Raw genomic sequence first — 18,087 nt, 5'->3', positions numbered from 1 at the left:
CATGCCGCCGAGCTACAACGAAGTCACGTCGTGGACGCCTGATCAGCTCCGGCTCATCGCAAATGGACTGTTCGCCATGAAGGCCCGCCTCGATTCCGAAGCACCGAAGGCAGGAAATCCCGTCCTCAACCTGACGGGTGCGGAGTGGACGGGTACGGCCAGAGGACCGGCCAATGACCGAGCCGAGGCCATCACACGCTGGCTCCGCGGTGTTGCGGACGAATGCGGCGATCTCGCCGATGCGATGAACCGCGGCGCGTTTTCCATCGAAGGGGCAGTCACTGCCCTCGAGAACGGGACAAAGTCATCAGAGTCCCAGGGTTATGTGCTCAACCGCGGCAGCCGCGAGTACGAGGTGGCCTTCGAGACAGCGAAAGCTCCACCGGACACCGAGTACGACGAGAATGTCGCCTTTCAACACCAGACCGCCTTGCGCAATCTCGGAATATCTGCGGACCAGGCGGTGAGCGACACGAGCGCAGCCGTCAGCTCCGCGTTGGCTGCACTTGGCGGCATCACCCCGGCTTCGATCGCCACGTCCAGCGGGTCGATGACGCGTGTGGCGAACCAAGTGGACGCGTTTCGCGAAGTCTACGGTCGAGTCCCGGTCGGTGAGAACGAGTGGCGGATGGCCGCCGCGTTGGACCCGCACAGCTACAACGCGAAGAACCAGGGCGTCCCGCCGGTTGTCAGTGTGATCAAGATCAAACCTGTTCCGGGGCAGGGAGTCGTCGCCACCGGGTTGTTCATTCCGATCGACAAGGTCATTGCAGGTCCTGGCTGGAACCGGTTCAACAGAAACCTCGGAGACAACCGAGGGTTCGATGCGAACTTCGCTCCTGAGAACACCCGCGTGTCCTATTTCATCGATTACGAGAACGGCGTGATAGTGGCACGTCAAAACCCTTCATGCGATGACAAAGGAAACGTCAAGACCGGAACTCCGTCGGTGAAGGCGAGCCAGTTATCTGATGGAACGGTCGCGATCGCATATGACGGTTGGGACCCGCTCGCACCACCTGGGCCAGAGAAAGTTGGCTGGTCCGTCAATGGCCAGACCATTGTGACCCCCGGGCACGGTGGTGCGCGAGTGTCGGGCGAAGCCACAGATTTTCCTTCCATGGAGACATATCAGTACCTTCCCGATGGCCGCACTCAGGTCCTGCACCAAGACGAGGCAGGTGACCACCATGAGACCGGTCCAATGCTCAATCTTCCCCTCCACCACGATTACGGCAGCTATAAAGACGATCTCGATCGGTTCGAACAGGAGGTCGTCAATGCCTCTCCAGGCAACGACTGGATTCCGGTCGAGACAGGCGAGATCGCTGGCATGACTGATCTGGGCGACGCCGAGAATCCCCCTGAACTGAAAGAGGTTCGATGAGACATCTTGAACTCCCCGGTACCCTCGGTGCCTCGAATCCCTACGAGGCACGCTGAATCCATGACGTCTTCCACCGACAAGCCAGCTGATCCAAACGCTCGCGCAGGACAGACCATCTTTGCGGCTCAGACAGCGACAGTTGTCCTCGTCATGGTCGCCATGTTTGTGGTACCGGCTGCACCTGGTCTGTGGTCGGCGACCGTCTCTCGTCTGCTCTTCGCAGTCGCTGCTCTGACGACGTCGTTGGTTCTCTTCTTCCTCGGTAATTCGATGCGGGGGTGGGCAGCAGTGATTGCGGTAGCCACGTGCGTCAGCGGAACTGTGTTGATGCTGGTGGAGGCCTGACACGTGGATACTCGGTTCTTCGGCCCAGTAACACCCTTCGCCACAATCGCCGCGTCCGCGACAACCCTTTTGGCATATGCGCTCTTGTGGGGGCTAGGGCTCGTTATCGGCGTTCTAGTGTTCGTGTGCAGTGCCATCGGAACGTGCGCCCACGGCATCACCAGGCAGGTGTGTACCGGCGTCGCCATCGGCACCATGGTGGTTTTGGCCGGCTTCGCGATCGCCGTACTGTTTTTCGCCGGCTCGTGATACAGCCACCGCCTCACAAACCCACCACCGATTGACACCAGCGCCCGCCGGACGATGGGGAATGTGTCCATTGGTGGTGGGTGTGCGCGCCGGGTGGTGTCACTGGCACCAGCACGCCGTACGAGATACCCGACACCATGACCGGTAGATACCTGCTTCGCGCATTCGGCGCCGCACTCGGACGCGCAACCGCGGCAATCCTTTCCCCCATGATCGCGAACGCCGCACCAGACCACGTGACGATCACACCCTCGGTTTTGCGCGGCGGCGCCGGCTTCGGTGGCCTCTTGTTCAACGCCTTCGACGAACGGAACTCGCTGCTGACCTCGACCGTGGTCGCGGTCGTCGCGGCCGCGATCACCTAGCTTCTGGACCACCCGAAGTTCTTGCGTGCCGACGTGCGCTGACATGACGTCGCCGCACCGCCGCCCCCATCGATCCGGAGTGTCCCGGCGACCTCAGCCGCCCAGCGTCTTGTTCATCCGGCCGACGGCCTCGTCGTACTCGCTGACGAGGTCGGCGATGAGGTCGGCGACGGGCGTGATCGCGTTGCAGCGGCCGACGATCTGACCGGCCGGCATGGCGACGACGTCGGGGTTGTCGGCCTGCGAGATCCTTGCGTGCGCCTCGGCGACGAGAAGGTTTTGCAGCGGCATCGGCAACGGTTCGGGCGCGGACTCGGCGTCCCAGGCATCGGTCCAGGCCGTCTTCAGCAGTCGCGCAGGCTTTCCCGAGTAGATGCGGCGGCGCACGGTGTCCCGCGATGTCGCCTTCAGCAGCGCCTGCTGGACGGTCGACGGCTTGTCCGAACCCTCCGGCACGCCGAGCTTGTACTCCGCCGCCGTCAGCCAGTACGTGCCCATCCAGACGCCCTGCGCACCAAGCGCGATCGCCGCGGCGATCTGGCGGCCACTGCCCACACCACCGGCCGCGAGGACCGGCGCGGTGTCACCGACCGCGTCGACGAGATCGGGCCACAGGATCATCGAGGTGACCTCACCGGTGTGCCCGCCGCCCTCGTAGCCCTGGGCGATGACGATGTCGACGCCGGCCTCGACGTGATGCAGCGCATGCTCTTTCGCGCCCGCGAGCGCGGCGACCAGGACGCCGTTGTCGTGGGCGGTCTGGATGACGTCGGCCGGCGGCGAGCCCAGTGCGTTGGCGATCAGCTTGATCTGTCCGTATTTACGACGGTGTTCCATCGCGACATCGACATGCGAGCGCGCGACCGAGTGCAACCAGCCGAGCACCCCTGCGTCGACCCGGTCACCGCCCGGCAGCGGGGGTACACCCAGATCGTCCAGCGTGCGTTCGACGAACGCCCGGTGCTCCGGCGGGATCATCGAGTCGAGGTCCATCTTCGAGCCCTCGGTCGGGATCTTGGCGGGCATCACCACGTCGACGCCGAACGGTTTGCCGTCGGTGTTCTCGTGCATCCACTCCAGGACCTCGTCGAGCTCCTCGGCCTCGTTGAAGCGGACACAGCCCAGCACACCGAGACCGCCGGCGCGACTGATCGCCGCCGCCACATCCTGGCTGGGGGTGAATCCGAAGATCGGGTACTCGATGCCGAACTTCTCGGCCAGTTCAGTACGCATGTTGTCAGCTCGCTTCCGGCGCTCTACAGCGCCTCGTCGGCGGGACGCTCGGTGGTGACCGACGCCCCCCATCGATAATCGGGTTTGCCTGCGGGAGAACGCTTGATCTCGTCCACGAACCACACACTGCGCGGACACTTGTAGCCCGCCAGCTCTTTTCGGACGACATCGTTGAGACTCGTGAGCGACGGGCGGGTCCCGTCCCGGGTGGCGATGACCGCCGCGACGCGCTGACCCCACCGATCGTCGGCCACGCCCACCACGACGGTGTCGAACACGTCCGGATGGGCCTTGAGCGCCCCTTCGACCTCCTCGGGGAACACCTTCTCGCCACCGGTGTTGATCGACACCGACCCGCGGCCGAGCATGGTGATCGTCCCGTCGGCCTCGAGGACGGCGTTGTCGCCGGGCAGCGAGTACCGCACGCCGTCGAAGACCTTGAACGTCTTGGCCGACTTCTCCGGATCGTTGTGGTAGCGCAGCGGCACGTGTCCGGATCGTGCGAGGACGCCGACCTCGCCGCTGCCCGGCTCCACCGGGGTGCCGTCCTCCCGCAGGACGTGGGTCTCACTGTCGGCCTTGACCCGCGGGCCACCGGTGTGCGGCGTACCCTTGGCGACCACTCCCATTCCGCCGAAGCCGGTCTCCGACGAACCGATCGCGTCGATGATGACGGAATTCGGGAACCGGTCCAGGAACTGTTCTTTGACGCTCGGCGAGAAGAGACAGGCGGACGACGCAACCGACAGCACGCTGGACAGATCGCGCTCGCCGCCGTTCTCCAGCGCCTCGATCATGGGGCGGCCCATCGCGTCTCCGGTGATGAACACGACGTTGACCTTGTGCCGCTCGACGATGTCCCAGGCGGCGGAACCGCTGAACTCGGGATACACCACCGCTTTTCCGCCGGCGAACAACGATTGGAAGATGGCCCACTGCGAGCCGCCGTGGATGAACGGCGGGATCGGGTACCGGACGAGCTGCCCGCCCTCGGCACCGGTCTTGGCGAGGTGCCACTCGTCGGGTACGGGTTCGCTTGTGTACCAGTCGATTCCGCCACCGAGGACACGCCACACGTCCACCTGTCGCCAGACCACGCCCTTCGGCTTCCCGGTGGTGCCGCCGGTGTAGAGCATGTACAGGTCGTCGTCACTGCGGTCTTCGAAGTCGCGTTCGGTCGACGACGCCGCGATCGCGTCCTCGAACCGGATCGCATCGCTGTGGCCCGCGCAGCAGAGCTCTGCCTCGGACCCGTCTTCGATGACGATCCGATATTCGAGATCGGGCGACTTCGGCAACGTGTTGCAGACGCGGGTGGCGAAGCTGCGTTCGTGGATCAGCACCTTCATCCCGGAGTCGGTGAAGATGTGTTCGAGCTCGGCTTCGACGTAGCGGTAGTTGACGTTCACCATGACCGCGCGGGCCTTGAAGATCGCGACCATCGCCTCCACCGACTCGATGGTGTTCCGGCTGTACAGACCCACCCGGTCACCCGGCTGCACGCCCAGTTCGCGGAGTTCGTGGGCGAGGGCGTTCGACCGCGCCTCCAGTTCGGCGTAGGAGCGCGTGCGGTCACCGGACTCGAGCGCGATGCGCTCGGGAACCAGGTCGACGGCATGCTCGATGAGGTCGGCGATCGTGTAGGCCATGGCTTCAAAATTAGAACGTGTTATCGTTCTGGGCAAGCGGCAAAACATGGCCGCCGCGATCACCTGAGCACGGTGACCACCCGAGCACAGCGACACCCCCGACAGCGACACCGGAGTGCAGCGATGACCACAGCAACCCCCGCCGAGTCCGTCACCGAGAAGGCACCCGAGTGCCTCGTCGAGAAGCGCGGGCACGTCCTGATCGTGACGATGAACCGTCCGGAGGCGCGCAACGCGCTGTCGACCGAGATGATGCGGATCATGACCGAGGCGTGGGATCAGGTCGATGCCGATCCCGACATCCGGGTGGCCATCCTCACCGGTGCCGGCGGGTACTTCTGCGCGGGCGCCGACCTCAAGAGCATGAACAAGAACGCGCCCGGCGACACCGTCGATTCGGGCGCCTGGAATCCGGCCTCGTTGCCGGCCCTGCTCAAGGGGCGCCGGCTCACCAAACCGCTCATCGCCGCCGTGGAGGGCCCGGCGATCGCCGGCGGTACCGAGATCCTGCAGGGCACCGACATCCGAGTTGCCGGTGAGAGCGCGAAGTTCGCTGTCTCCGAGGCCCGTTGGGGCCTTTACCCGATGGGTGGCAGTGCGGTCCGCCTCGTCCGGCAGATCCCATACACGGTCGCCTGCGACATCCTGCTGACCGGCCGCCACATCACCGCGCGCGAGGCGCTGGAGTACGGGCTCATCGGTCACGTCGTCGACGATGGCACCGCCCTGGACAAGGCGCTCGATCTCGCCGGGAAGATCGCCGCCAACGGCCCGCTCGCGGTGCAGGGCATCCTCAAGACCATCCGCGACACCGAGGGCCTGCACGAACTCGATGCCTTCGAGATCGACGCGAAGATCGGCATCTCGGTCTTCAAGTCCAAGGACGCCAAGGTCGGCCCCCGCGCGTTCGCCGAGAAGCGCACGCCGGAGTTCACCGGCGAGTAGCCAGGCGGAACGTCATCCCGCGCTGCATCTTTTACTGCGCGGTGCGCGCTCGATCGTCAGGCGTCCGGCGGGTTCCCTGCGTTCCTGCGGGGACGCAGCACGATCTCGTCGAGACGCCGACGGTGGTGGTCCTCCATGACCAGGCCCGCCTGGATCTCGTCGAGGAGCGCCGCGGCGACGTCCCGGATCTTGACGTTCTCCTGCTGTGACCGCCACCGGAGCACATCGAACGCCCGGTCGGCGTTGACGCCGTAGACCAGCATGAGCATGCCCTTCGCCTGCTCGATGACCCCGCTGCTGTCGCGGAAGGCCCGCACCTGGTCGTCGACGCGCCGTTGCACCACGGCCATCTCGGCGTCGGTCAGATCGAGGTAGAAGCCCTCGGTGCCGATGGCTTCTCCCGCGGCATCGGCGATGGAATGCGCGATGACCGCGACCGGGTGAACCCGCCCCGACGTGTCGATGATCCGGTGCCGACTCGAGAACGGCGCGTGATTGGTCAGCATCTCGGCCAGCACCGCGTCGAAGTGAGCGCGATCGTCGGGATGCTTGTGGCGGCGCATGAGTTCGGTGGTCGGTTCGACCTCACCCGGCGCATAGCCGTGCAGGGCGGCGACCTCATCGGACCACTCCCACTTCTCACCGTCGTAGAAGAAGCGGAAGGCGCCGATGCGCCGAATCCCCGACGGCATCCGGTCGGACGTCGTGTTCGGTCGCCCTGCCGGGAGGCCGTCCCGTTCGTGGTCGGCGTCCCCACACCGAAGATCGTCATCACCGTGCTGCACGGGAGAGATTCTATGTTCGATCACGATGCGCGGCGCAGCTTCTCCGGTTGCGACAGTGGTCGACGTGGGCGACCCTGCCGTTCGCCAGGACCTCGGCCACGGGCACGTCGGTCACACCAGCGTCGCCAGCTCCCGGATCGTCGCGGTGTCCCGGGCGGTGACCATCAGCATCGTGACGCCGGCCGCCTCCCAGTCCTTGATCTGAGCGCGTACCTCGTCGGCCGTGCCGACGAGCATCGTCTCGCGGACCATCTCGTCGGGCACCGCAGCCATCGCCTCGGCTTTCCTGCCATCGAGGAACAGGTTCACGATCTCGTCGACCGCGTCGCCGTAGCCCATCCGTTTGTACAGCTCGGCGTGGAAGTTCTTCTCCTTGGCACCCATCCCGCCGACATACAGCGCGGTCGACGGCCGGTACCGGTCGATGGCTGCGGGCACGTCGTCGGTGATCACCACCTGCACCGTCGCGGCCACCTCGAAGTCCTCCCGCGTGCGACGCGCACCCGGACGCGCGAATCCCTCGTCGAGCCAGGAGTTGTACTGATCGGCGAGGCCGAGACTGAAGAAGATCGCCAACCATCCGTCGGCGATCTCCGCGGTCTGGGCGACGTTCTTCGGCCCTTCGGCGCCCAGCCAGATCGGCACGTCGGCACGCAGCGGGTGGGTGATCGGCTTGAGCGGTTTGCCGAGCCCGGTCGCCCCGGGCGCATCGGCCGGATACGGCAGCGGATAGTGCGGACCCGCGCTGGTCACCTTGTCCTGCCGGGCCAGCACGTCCCGGACGATGCGCACGTATTCACGGGTGCGTGCCAACGGTTTTGCGAACGGTTCGCCATACCAGCCCTCCACCACCTGCGGACCCGACACCCCGAGTCCGACGATGTGCCGACCGCCGGAGAGATGATCGAGGGTGAGCGCGTGCATGGCGAGCGAGGTCGGCGGACGCGCCGACAGTTGGGCCACCGCGGTGCCCAGCCGGACGCGCGAGGTCGCGGCGCCCCACCACGCCAGCGGCGTGTAGGCGTCGGAGCCCCACGACTCCGCGGTGAACACGGCGTCGAACCCGCATTCCTCCGCGGTCGCGATCAGCTCCGGGGCTTCGCGAATCGGATCGGCACCCCAGTACCCCAGTTGCAGACCGAGCTTCACCGGCACTCCCTCTCTCACCCGGCCGCGCGTTCCCACGGCCTGACATGCATCTTGTGTCCAATACTAGAACGTGTTCTACTCGAGATGTGAGCATGAGCGTAACGTCTCCGGCCGCCCCGAATCCCGTCGCCGAGGTGCCCGAGCCGAAGTCCCCCATCCTGACCGCTCCCCTGACCAACTCCTTCGACTACACACGGTCGCTGGGCCCGGTTCTGAGTCAGTTCGCGCTCGCCTTGCGCGACGGCCGGATCATCGGGTCCAAGGGCAGTGACGGCAAGGTGTCGGTCCCCCCGGTCGAGTTCGATCCCGTCACCGGCGCCCAGTCCGCCGAGTTCGTCGAGGTGTCGACCGTCGGCACGGTGACCACGTGGACGTGGAACCCCGAGCCGGCGCCGGGCCAGCCGCTGGACACACCTTTCGCGTGGGCACTGATCCGCCTCGACGGCGCGGACACCACTCTGCTGCACGCGGTTTCGGCTGACTCACCCGACGAATTGGCAACCGGCCTGCGGGTGCACGCGGTCTTCGGCGCGGCCCGCATCGGTCGCATCGACGACATCGCGTACTTCGCGCCCGGCGAGGAGCCCGCCACCGCCCCGGCCAACACCGCGGACGCGCCCCAGGGCGCCGAGACGGGGCTCGTCGTCATCCCCACCCCGGTCAGCACCGAGATCACCCACTCGGCCAACGAGGAAGAGTCCGTCTACCTCGAAGGCCTCAAGGCGGGCAAGCTGATCGGCACCCGCATCGGTGCGGGCGTCGACGCCGGCCGCGTGTACTTCCCGCCGCGCGGGGTCAGCCCCGCCGACGGTTCGCCCGCATCCGAACGCGTCGAGCTGGCCCACACCGGCATCGTCACCACGTTCTGCATCGTCAACGTGCCCTTTCAGGGGCAGCGGATCACACCTCCCTACGTGGCGGCGTACGTGTTGCTCGACGGCGCGGACATCCCGTTCCTGCACCTGATCCTCGACTGCGAGGCCTCCGAGGTCCGAATGGGCATGCGCGTCAAGGCCGTCTGGCTCCCCGAAGCCGAATGGGAGTACTCGATCGGCAACATCAGTCACTTCGCCCCCACCGGAGAGCCCGACGCCGACTACGACACCTACCGCGCCCACCTGTGATGAAGGACCACCACTGATGACACTGCCACCGATCGCGATCATCGGCTTCGCACACAGCCCGAATGTCGCAGGCACCCACGGCACCACCAACGGTGTCGAGATGCTGATCCCCTGTTTCGACAAGCTCTACGCCGAGCTCGGCATCGCCCGCACCGACATCGAGTTCTGGTGCAGCGGCTCCTCCGATTACCTTGCCGGGCGCGCATTCTCCTTCATCTCCGCGATCGACTCGATCGGCGCCATGCCGCCCATCAACGAGTCGCACGTCGAGATGGACGGCGCCTGGGCCCTGTACGAGGCCTGGGTGAAGATCGCGACGGGCGAGGTAGACCTCGCTCTCGCCTACGGATTCGGCAAGGCCACCGCGGGCAACGCCGATCAGACGCTCACGCTGCAGACCGACCCGTACACCGTCGCCCCGCTACATCCGGACGCCCGCTCGCTCGGCGCCCTCCAGGCGCGCGCCGGCATCGACGCCGGCGCGTGGACCGAGGCCGACATGGCCGAGATCGGCGCACGCACCTTCGGCGGTTCCGTCGACGACCTCCTCGGCCGCGAGTACGTCGCGAACCCGTTGCGCCGGCACGACATCGCGCCCTACACCGATGCCGCCGCTGCGGTCGTCATCGCCAGTGAGCGAAAAGCCCGTGAGCTGGTGGCCAATCCCGCATTCGTCACCGGGTGGGACCACCGTATCGACACTCCCAACTTCGGCGCGCGCGATCTCACCGTCTCACCGTCGACGAAGCTTGCCGGCGACACCGCGTTCGGGAACCGCAGCCGAGCGGTTGACGTCGCCGAGATCAACGCGTCGTACACGCACCAGGAGATCATCGTCCGCACTGCCCTGGGATTGCCCGACTCGGTGCGGATCAACCCGTCCGGCGGCTCCCTGGCCGGCAACTCGTTGTTCTCCGCCGGCCTCCAGCGCATCGGATACGCGGCCACCGAGATCCTCGGGGGCAACGCCGGCACCGCGGTCGCGCACGCGTCGAGCGGGCCACTGCTGCAACAGAACATGGTGGTCACCCTGAGTGCCCAGAACAACGAGGGGGCCTGAGAACTGATGGGACACAACAATCGTGCCGCGGTGCTGGGCACCGGGCAGACACGGTACGTCGCCAAGCGGTCCGACGTGACGATGGCAGGCATGGTCCGCGAGGCCATCGACGCCGCGCTGATCGACTCCAAGGTCTCGCTCGACGACATCGAAGCGATCGTCATCGGCAAGGCGCCGGACCTCTTCGAGGGGTCGATGATGCCCGAACTCGCGATGGCCGAGGCCATCGGCGCGGTCGGCAAACGCCTCATCCGCGTGCACACCGCGGGCTCGGTCGGCGGCTCGACGGCCAACGTCGCGGCGTCGCTCGTCTTCGCGGGAGTGCACAAGCGGGTCCTGGCCGTCGCGTGGGAGAAGCAGTCGGAGTCCAACGCGATGTGGGCCCTGTCGATCCCGGTGCCGTTCACCAAGCCGGTGGGCGCGGGTGCGGGCGGCTTCTTCGCCCCCCACGTGCGCGCCTACATCCGGCAGTCCGGGGCTCCCGAGCACATCGGTGCGATGGTCGCCGCCAAGGACCGCCGCAACGGCGCGTTGAATCCGCTTGCGCACCTGCACCAGCCGGATCAGACCGTCGAGAAGGTCATGAGCTCGCAGATGCTGTGGGACCCGATCCGGTACGACGAGACCTGTCCGTCGTCGGACGGGGCGTGCGCGGTCGTCATCGGTAGCGAAGACGTCGCGGACGCCGCGATCGCCGCGGGTGATCCGGTGGCATGGATCCATGCCACCGCGATGCGCACCGAGCCGTTGTCCTATGCACACCGCAATGTGGTCAGCCCGCAGGCCGGTCGCGATGCCGCCGCCGCCCTGTGGAAGGCCGGCGGTATCAGCAATCCGCTCGAGGAGATCGACGCCGCCGAGATCTACGTGCCGTTCTCCTGGTTCGAGCCCATGTGGCTGGAGAACCTGGGCTTCGTCGCCGAGGGCGAGGGCTGGAAGCTCACGGAGTCCGGGGACACCGAGATCGGCGGTCGCCTCCCACTCAACGCATCCGGCGGCGTGCTGTCGTCGAACCCGATCGGGGCGTCGGGCATGATCCGGTTCGCCGAAGCCGCCATCCAGGTCATGGGCAAGGCCGGCGACCATCAGGTCGCGGACGCCCGCAAGGCCCTGGGCCACGCCTACGGCGGCGGTTCGCAGTACTTCTCGATGTGGCTCGTCGGCGCCGACAAGCCCCTGCACTGACCGGGGTTTCGTGGCGTCCATGCGCGCCGTACGCGCATGGACGCTACGAAATACGTTCGGGGACAGCGCAGGCGAGGCCGTCGGACATCCCGGTGGGCCGCACCCCGAGCGACTGGTTGAGGCGCGCGCGTTGGTTCTCCCAGGCGACCGTCATGGCGAGTTCGACGATCTGCGTCTCCGACAGATGTTCGGCCAGCCCTCGGCGCAGCTCCGCGAGGTCGTCCCCGACGGCCGGTGTCCGCGTCATCGCCTCGGCATAGCCGATGACCAGCTTCTCGAGCTCGTCGTAGGCGGTCGACTCCCGATACCGCGGGAGGTCACGGAGCTGCTGCTCGGTGATGCCCGCGCCGGAGGCGAGTGCCGATCCGATGTCGAGGCAGAACTCGCAGCTGACCATGCCCGCCGCCTTGAGCTCGGCGAGTTCCTTCAGTTTCGGGTCCATCCGGTTGGACAGCAGCAGCGCGCTCTCCATCCCGGCGATCCCGGCTGCGGCCACCGGCCGTCGTGCCAGTACGCCGACGAGTTCGGTGCGGTGGCGGCGGGCCCGCCGCATGGCGCGTACGTAATTCCGGATTCGATGCAGTGCTCTCATATCCGTCCTTCCCGATCCGACCGACGGCTGTAACGCCGGCCCACGGCATGCGTGAGCAGCAACACCAGCGCGGCCACACCCACCGCGCCGTGCGCCATCGCACCCCAGGCGAAGACGCCGATCTCGTGCACACCACGTCCACCCATGACGAGTCCGAGCGGCACACCCACGATGACCGCGACGGGCAGCCAGCGCCGGCGCGTGGAGGCGACCGCGATCGCGGCGCCCAGGGCGATGAACGCCAGCCCTCCGTCGACCATCGCGTGCTGGTTGTACGGCTCACCGAGCGACGTCGAGATCCATTCGCCGGCAACCATGTTCCCGATGCCATGGATGATCAGGACCACGCCGAGCACGGCCGCGGCCACCTGCGCCGCCGCCCACCGAGGCCCGGAGCGGGCGCGCCCTTGCGAACGGAGGCCGCGTTCGACCGCGGCGTAGGTCGACGCGGGCGGGACGGGCCGGAAGCCGCCGGCGAGCCGGTCGAGTTCAGGGTCTCCGACACCCGGGGTGACCCGGCCGTCGAGGACAGCCGCGATCGAGGCGTCGAGCCGCTCGGCCGCCGCGACATCCGCGGGGTCGTATGCTTCTCCGGATCCGGCACCGGCGGGCCCGCTCGGATCGTGCGGCGTCACCTCGGCATCACCTCCCTCAACTTCGCCACCCCGCGATAGACGAGCATTCGCGCGGCGGTCGCCGAGATCCCCATCGTCGCCCCGATCTCCTCCGAGGTGAGTTCGGTGGCGAAGCGCAGGGTCACGGCCTCCCGTTCCCGCGCCGTGAGTACCCACAACCGGCTACGGACGTCGTCGGCCGCGGCGGCGCGCAACATCACGGTCTCGGGATCGCCGTCGACAGCGGGTGCGTCCGCGTTCCCGGTGTCGACCTCGGCGACCGGCACCTCACGCGACTGCCGCGTCCACCAGTCCGCGACCACATGCCGTGCGATCCCGACCAGCCATGCGCCGACGCTGCCGCGTCGTTCGTCGAACCGGTCCCACGAACGCATCGCCTTGACGAAGACCTCTGCGGTCACATCGTCGGCATCGACGTTCCCGGGCACGCGCGTCCGCACGTAGCGCCAGACCCCCGCCACGTGTTCGCGATACACCGCCTCGAACTGATCGACCGCGCCCGGCTTCGAGTCGTTCCCCCTTCGTCGTCGGCACCGTGGGCTGTCGTAGGCCCGCGGGGCCGTGGACCACCCTGTCGTCACATCTTCCGGCACACCCGGCCGGCTGTAACGGCGGATGACCGAACTCCCGGTGACCGATCAGACGGGCCACAGACGACCGCGGGCGGGACAGGTGAGGTCACCTGTCCCGCCCGCGGCGGACTGTAGTGCGCCCCTCAGGCCTTGCGCACCGAGTTGATCGTCTTCTCGACCTCCCAGAATGCGCGGAGTGCCGACAGCTTCCCATCGGCGTCCGCGCGGTAGGTGAACACGCCCCGCGCCTCGGACACGTGACCCGCGATGTGGGTGACGATGCTGCCGATGTAGGCGACCTCGTTCCCGCAGATGATCTCCTCATCGAAGCGGAAGTCGATGTTCTCGGTGGTCCCGATCGACTTGTCCCAGAACTCGGCGATCTGGTCGTGACCACGGAATCCGACGCCGTCCGGGTCGAACATCGACGGACCGACCGGGTCCTCGACCGTGGCGTCGGCCGCGAAGTTGTCGATCCAGGCCTGCTTGTCCCGCGATTCGACGAACTCGCGCGAACGACGACCCGCCACGACTGCCGGATGGTTCTCCCGGTCGATGCCGAGGTAGGCCGGAGCCTGGCGCCCTGCGGTGTCCTCTGCTGCGGTCACTTGGTGCCGTAGTCGACGCGGAGTTCCTTGACCCCGTTGATCCAACCGTGCCGCAGGCGGCGCGGCGCGGCGAGCTTGGTGATGTCGGGCACCAGGTCGGCGAGCGCGTTGAACATCAGGTTGATCTCCATCCGCGCCAGGTTCGCACCGACGCAGAAGTGCGCGCCGTTGCCGCCGAACCCCACGTGCGGGTTGGGGTCGCGCATGATGTTGAACGAGAACGGGTCGTCGAAGACGTCCTCGTCGTAGTTCGCCGAGCCGTAGAACATGCCGACGCGCTCACCCTTGGCGATGTGGACGCCGCCGATCTGGGTGTCCCGCTTGGCCGTCCGCTGGAAGGCGTTGACCGGGGTCGCCCACCGGACGATCTCGTCGACAGCCGTCGCCGGACGCTCCTTCTTGAACAGTTCCCACTGATCGGGGTTGTCCAGGAAGGCGTTCATCCCGTGGCTGATCGCGTTACGCGTGGTCTCGTTGCCGGCCACGGTCAGGAGGATGAAGAAGAACCCGAACTCGGTCTCGTCGAGCGACTGCCCGTCGATGTCGGCGTTCACCAGTGTGGTGACGATGTCCTCGCCCGGGTTCTTGCGCTTCTCTTCGGCCATCGTGTAGCCGTAGCCGAGGATCTCGGCGTTGGCCTGCTGCGGATCCGTGGTGTAGTCCGGATCGTCGGCGTTCATCATCGAGTTCGACCAGTCGAACAGCTTCTCCCGGTCCACCTCCGGCACACCGAGCAGGTCGGCGATGGCCAGCAGGGGCAGGTCGACGGCGACGTCCTTGACGAAGTCGCCACTACCCTTCGCCGCGGCCTTGGCGACAATGTCGCGGGCGGCGTCGTCGAGCTTCTCCTCGAGGGAGTGGACGGCGCGCGGGGTGAACAGCTTGGACACCAGCTTGCGCAGTCGCGTGTGCTCCGGCGGATCGTGGTTGATCAGCAGCGCCTTGGTGATCTCGATCTGATCGGCGGTCATGTCGTCTTCGAAACGCATGATGACGCCGTTGGCGTTGGTTTCCCAGTCCTCGTTGTTCTTCGAGATCTCGCGGACATGGGCGTGCTTGGAGATCACCCAGTAGCCGCCGTCGTGGAAACCACCACCCTTGCCGGGTGCCTGGGCATTCCACCAGACCGGCGCGGTCTTGCGCAGTTGCGCGAACTCCTGCACGGGGATTCCCTGCTCGAGCAGGTCGGGGTTGGTGAAATCCCACCCCTCCTGCTCCATGAACGGGCACTTCGCGACTACGTCGGAAGGGCTCGTGCGCGCAGAATCCGCCGGGGTCGGCTCGCTGCCGATCGGGGCGCTCTGGGCCTGGGTCACGTCACACCACCTCGCTGTGAGATTTAGAACCTGTTTCAATCACATTGAAGCACACTGTGACGCATTCGACACCCTCAGACGAGAACTTGTTCTAGTTTCATTCCGGGTCCGACACCCCGACCTGCGACGTTGGCTTCGAGATCCGTCCGCATTTGCCATCGTGCAGCAGCGACGCGGTGCGCCGGACGGCGGCTCCGGGCACCGCCCCGAGTGCGACGCCAACCCCAGCGTAGACGCAAACATAGAACGTGTTCTAGCTTGAGTGGAGCGGTCTCGACGGCCGTCGAGACCTATCCCGTGGACAGTTGGGTCCACGGTACGAACGAAGGAGTGGCGATGGGCGTTCCGGTCATCGTGGAAGCGGCGCGGACGCCGATCGGCAAGCGCGGCGGCTGGCTCTCGGGCCTGCACGCCGAGGAGTTGCTCGGCATCACCCAGCGGGGTCTCCTCGAGAAGGCGGGTATCGACCCCGCGCTCGTCGAACAGGCGATCGGCGGGTGCGTCACGCAGGCCGGCGCCCAGGCCGGCAACATCACCCGCAAGGCCTGGCTGTCCGCGGGTCTGCCGGAGGCGACCGGAGCCACCACCATCGATGCCCAGTGCGGTTCGGCACAGCAGGCCAATCACCTGATCGCCGGACTCATCGCCTCCGACGCGATCGAGATCGGCGTCGCCTGCGGAGTGGAGACGATGTCCGTCGTCCCGCTCGGCGCGAATGTCGGCACCGGCGCCGGCCCCTACCACGCGGATTCGTGGGACGTGGACATGCCGAACCAGTTCGAGGCCGCCGAACGGATCGCCAAGCGACGCGGTATCACGCGCGCCGACATCGATGCGCTCGGCGAGCGCAGCCAGCGCAACGCCCGCACGGCATGGGACGAGGGTCGATTCGACCGCGAGGTCCTGAGCCTCAAGGCGCCCGAGCGCACCAAAGAGGGTGAATTCACCGGAAACATCCTCGACGTCAGCCGCGATCAGGGCCTGCGCGACACCACACTCGAGTCCCTGTCCGCACTCAAACCCGTTCTCGAGGGCGGAATCCACACCGCGGGGACGTCCTCGCAGATCTCCGACGGCGCGGCCGCCGTGCTCATCATGGACGAGTCGAAGGCCCGCGAGCTGGGCCTCACCCCCCGGGCCCGCATCAAGGCGCAGGCGCTCGTCGGCTCGGAGCCGCACTTCCATCTCGACGGCCCCGTCCAGGCGACCGAACGCGTCCTGGCGAAGTCGGGTATGTCGTTGTCAGACATCGACATCGTCGAGATCAACGAGGCTTTCGCCTCCGTCGTCCTCAGCTGGGCGCAGGTCCACGGCGCCGACCTGGACAAGGTGAATGTCAACGGTGGCGCCATCGCGCTGGGACATCCCGTGGGCAGCACCGGCTCTCGGCTGATCACCACGGCGCTGCACGAGCTGGAGCGCCGGGACGGGCAGACCGCGCTGGTCACGATGTGCGCAGGTGGCGCGATGGCCACCGGCACCATCCTCGAGCGGATCTGATGCCCGCCTTCGATCCGGACAACAAGCCGGCACAACTGGATTCACCCATCGTCAGCAAGTTCATCAAACTGGGGTCGAAGGCGAACACCGCGCTGTACAAGGCCACCGGAGGCCGGGTCGGGGGAACGTGGCGGGTCGGCGCCGGCCTGCGCAAGCCCGCTCCGGTGTGCCTGCTGACCACGATCGGCCGCAAGTCGGGGCAGCCGCGCACCGCACCGCTGATCTATCTGCGGCGCGGCGAGTCGTTCGTGGTCGTCGCGTCCCAGGGCGGGTCTGCCAAGCACCCGGCCTGGTACCTGAATCTCCGGGACAACCCGAAGGTCACCATTCAGGTCGGCAAGGAGAAGCACGACCTCGTGGCGCGGACCGCCACCGATGCCGAACGCGCCGACCTGTGGCCCGACCTGGTCGACACCTACGCCGACTACGACACCTACGCCGCCTGGACGGAACGGACGATCCCGGTCGTCATCTGCGAGCCGGCACGCTGAGCGCTCACCCGCAACGACCTGCTCCCTGAAGAGCGAGCTTGCGAGCGCCACCACCTGCTCCCTGAGGAGCGAGCTTGCGAGCGCCACCACCTGCTCCCTGAGGAGCGAGCATGCGAGCGTCATTCTCTGCTCCCTGAGGAGCGAGCTTGCGAGCGTCACGAAGGGTCTTCGCAACCCCGGTCGCCAAGACCCTTCGTGACGCGCCCTCCGCAGGCTCCGGACGCTCCTCAGGGAGCGATGGGTGACCCTCCGCACGCTCCGGACGCTCCTCAGGGAGCACTGGACGGTTCGCTTCTTTCGGGTCAGGGAGCCGGGGACCATCCCTCGGACCGCCGGCCGGTCCAGTTCGCCAGGCGTTCGGTGGGTCCGGCATCGGGCCGGGGTTCGACGACGACACCGAACGGGACGATCGGGTCGGTGCGGATCCCGGCCGGGATGAACTGCTTCGCGACCGCCAGCGTCGCCTCGGCCGTCTCGGGGTCGGCCTCCGCCGGTTGCCCGGTGGCGACGGCGAGGTCCCAGCCGTGCACGAGCGTCTCGCTGACGTAGCCCCACAGCGCGCCGGCGCCGGGCACCTCACCCCACGGCACCTGCACCATGCGGCCCAGCGTGGCGTCGTCGGCCCATCCCTCGAGGGCCGCCTCCACCAGGGCGGCGTACGTGGCGGCATCGTGTTGCTCGGCGATCGTGGGCATCGCGCGGACGTCGGCGCCGTCGGCCAGCGCGCGAGCACGCTGGGCGGTGGCGACCACGTGTGCCGAGAGCGTCCGGACGTCGAATTCGTCGCAGGGAGTGGGCGCGCGGAGTTGATCGTCGCGGATCTCGGCCAGCAACCCGGTGACCCATGCGGTCGCCACTCGGAACGCGGGTCGGGGGTCGGCGGGCATCCTCGGCGCC

The 18,087-nt window shown here is 67.2% G+C and carries 20 protein-coding genes; 10 read left to right on the top strand and 10 right to left on the bottom strand.

Annotated elements, in window-relative coordinates; genetic code table 11:
• Position 1: 1 nt before the first annotated feature.
• The 4 genes from CA982_RS23800 (at position 2) to CA982_RS26985 (ending at position 2,346) form a co-directional block, all read left to right on the top strand.
• The gene (locus CA982_RS23800) at positions 2-1,387 is read left to right on the top strand and encodes a Vir family protein (protein WP_086537603.1); all 1,386 of its coding nucleotides are present in this window, start codon (positions 2-4) and stop codon (positions 1,385-1,387) included.
• A gap of 60 nt (positions 1,388-1,447) precedes the next feature.
• Entirely contained in the window at positions 1,448-1,732 is a 285-nt protein-coding gene (locus CA982_RS23795; RefSeq protein WP_144066107.1) for a hypothetical protein, read from the top strand.
• A 3-nt stretch (positions 1,733-1,735) separates the two neighbouring features.
• A complete protein-coding gene (locus tag CA982_RS23790) occupies positions 1,736-1,981 on the top strand; it encodes a hypothetical protein (RefSeq protein ID WP_086537601.1) in 246 nt (81 codons plus the stop codon).
• 137 nt (positions 1,982-2,118) lie between these two features.
• A complete protein-coding gene (locus CA982_RS26985; protein WP_244176475.1) occupies positions 2,119-2,346 on the top strand; it encodes a hypothetical protein in 228 nt (75 codons plus the stop codon).
• A gap of 93 nt (positions 2,347-2,439) precedes the next feature.
• Here CA982_RS26985 and CA982_RS23780 read toward each other — a convergent pair whose 3' ends face one another.
• Both CA982_RS23780 and CA982_RS23775 read right to left on the bottom strand, forming a co-directional pair.
• Positions 2,440-3,579 carry an NAD(P)H-dependent flavin oxidoreductase gene (locus CA982_RS23780; RefSeq protein WP_086537599.1) on the bottom strand — a complete coding sequence of 380 codons (1,140 nt, stop codon included), beginning with the start codon at positions 3,577-3,579 and terminating at the stop codon, positions 2,440-2,442.
• A gap of 23 nt (positions 3,580-3,602) precedes the next feature.
• On the bottom strand, positions 3,603-5,228 hold the full coding sequence (locus CA982_RS23775; RefSeq protein WP_086537598.1) for an acyl-CoA synthetase: 1,626 nt from the start codon (positions 5,226-5,228) through the stop codon (positions 3,603-3,605).
• A gap of 123 nt (positions 5,229-5,351) precedes the next feature.
• Between CA982_RS23775 and CA982_RS23770 the strand changes: the two genes are divergently transcribed.
• Complete coding sequence (locus tag CA982_RS23770) at positions 5,352-6,173, top strand: crotonase/enoyl-CoA hydratase family protein (protein ID WP_086537597.1); 822 nt, start codon at positions 5,352-5,354, stop codon at positions 6,171-6,173.
• 56 nt (positions 6,174-6,229) lie between these two features.
• On the opposite strand, the gene CA982_RS23765 is transcribed toward CA982_RS23770, so the two are convergent.
• Together CA982_RS23765 and CA982_RS23760 are read right to left on the bottom strand one after the other, a co-directional pair.
• The gene (locus CA982_RS23765) at positions 6,230-6,958 is read right to left on the bottom strand and encodes a PAS and ANTAR domain-containing protein (RefSeq protein WP_244176473.1); all 729 of its coding nucleotides are present in this window, start codon (positions 6,956-6,958) and stop codon (positions 6,230-6,232) included.
• 111 nt (positions 6,959-7,069) lie between these two features.
• A complete protein-coding gene (locus tag CA982_RS23760; RefSeq protein ID WP_086537616.1) occupies positions 7,070-8,107 on the bottom strand; it encodes an LLM class F420-dependent oxidoreductase in 1,038 nt (345 codons plus the stop codon).
• A 92-nt stretch (positions 8,108-8,199) separates the two neighbouring features.
• On the opposite strand from CA982_RS23760, the gene CA982_RS23755 reads away from it, so the two are divergent.
• Genes CA982_RS23755 through CA982_RS23745 form a run of 3 tightly spaced genes read left to right on the top strand, consistent with a single transcriptional unit; the run spans position 8,200 to position 11,476 of the window.
• Positions 8,200-9,231 carry an OB-fold nucleic acid binding domain-containing protein gene (locus CA982_RS23755; protein ID WP_086537596.1) on the top strand — a complete coding sequence of 344 codons (1,032 nt, stop codon included), beginning with the start codon at positions 8,200-8,202 and terminating at the stop codon, positions 9,229-9,231.
• A gap of 16 nt (positions 9,232-9,247) precedes the next feature.
• The gene (locus CA982_RS23750; RefSeq protein WP_086537595.1) at positions 9,248-10,291 is read left to right on the top strand and encodes a thiolase domain-containing protein; all 1,044 of its coding nucleotides are present in this window, start codon (positions 9,248-9,250) and stop codon (positions 10,289-10,291) included.
• Positions 10,292-10,297: 6 nt separating this feature from the next.
• Positions 10,298-11,476: a thiolase domain-containing protein gene (locus CA982_RS23745; RefSeq protein ID WP_086537594.1), complete on the top strand. Its 1,179-nt coding sequence runs from the start codon at positions 10,298-10,300 to the stop codon at positions 11,474-11,476.
• A gap of 43 nt (positions 11,477-11,519) precedes the next feature.
• Here CA982_RS23745 and CA982_RS23740 read toward each other — a convergent pair whose 3' ends face one another.
• The 5 genes from CA982_RS23740 to CA982_RS23720 form a co-directional block, all read right to left on the bottom strand.
• Positions 11,520-12,068 carry a carboxymuconolactone decarboxylase family protein gene (locus tag CA982_RS23740; RefSeq protein ID WP_086537593.1) on the bottom strand — a complete coding sequence of 183 codons (549 nt, stop codon included), beginning with the start codon at positions 12,066-12,068 and terminating at the stop codon, positions 11,520-11,522.
• A complete protein-coding gene (locus tag CA982_RS23735) occupies positions 12,065-12,703 on the bottom strand; it encodes a hypothetical protein (RefSeq protein ID WP_086537592.1) in 639 nt (212 codons plus the stop codon). Before CA982_RS23735 ends, CA982_RS23740 begins: the two co-directional genes overlap by 4 nt.
• Positions 12,700-13,179 carry an RNA polymerase sigma factor gene (locus CA982_RS23730; RefSeq protein WP_086537591.1) on the bottom strand — a complete coding sequence of 160 codons (480 nt, stop codon included), beginning with the start codon at positions 13,177-13,179 and terminating at the stop codon, positions 12,700-12,702. The genes CA982_RS23735 and CA982_RS23730 overlap by 4 nt, the downstream gene beginning before the upstream one ends.
• 239 nt (positions 13,180-13,418) lie before the next feature.
• Positions 13,419-13,883, bottom strand: coding sequence for a nuclear transport factor 2 family protein (locus CA982_RS23725; protein WP_086537590.1), 465 nt, complete (start codon positions 13,881-13,883; stop codon positions 13,419-13,421).
• Positions 13,880-15,199, bottom strand: a complete 1,320-nt coding sequence (locus tag CA982_RS23720) for a cytochrome P450 (RefSeq protein WP_086537589.1) — start codon at positions 15,197-15,199, stop codon at positions 13,880-13,882. Before CA982_RS23720 ends, CA982_RS23725 begins: the two co-directional genes overlap by 4 nt.
• Positions 15,200-15,535: 336 nt before the next feature.
• On the opposite strand from CA982_RS23720, the gene CA982_RS23715 reads away from it, so the two are divergent.
• Both CA982_RS23715 and CA982_RS23710 read left to right on the top strand, forming a co-directional pair.
• A complete protein-coding gene (locus CA982_RS23715) occupies positions 15,536-16,699 on the top strand; it encodes a steroid 3-ketoacyl-CoA thiolase (protein ID WP_086537615.1) in 1,164 nt (387 codons plus the stop codon).
• Positions 16,699-17,190 (top strand): nitroreductase family deazaflavin-dependent oxidoreductase, encoded by a 492-nt coding sequence (locus tag CA982_RS23710; RefSeq protein WP_086537588.1) that lies wholly within the window; start codon positions 16,699-16,701, stop codon positions 17,188-17,190. The genes CA982_RS23715 and CA982_RS23710 overlap by 1 nt, the downstream gene beginning before the upstream one ends.
• Before the next feature lie 302 nt (positions 17,191-17,492).
• Here CA982_RS23710 and CA982_RS23705 read toward each other — a convergent pair whose 3' ends face one another.
• On the bottom strand, positions 17,493-18,077 hold the full coding sequence (locus tag CA982_RS23705) for a TIGR03086 family metal-binding protein (RefSeq protein ID WP_086537587.1): 585 nt from the start codon (positions 18,075-18,077) through the stop codon (positions 17,493-17,495).
• Positions 18,078-18,087: the final 10 nt, after the last annotated feature.

The organism is Gordonia lacunae, from assembly GCF_002149015.1.
In the GTDB taxonomy this organism is placed as follows: Bacteria; Actinomycetota; Actinomycetes; order Mycobacteriales; family Mycobacteriaceae; genus Gordonia; species Gordonia lacunae.
Note: the sequence above shows the minus strand (reverse complement) of the source record. Positions and strands in the feature narration are given on the sequence as shown.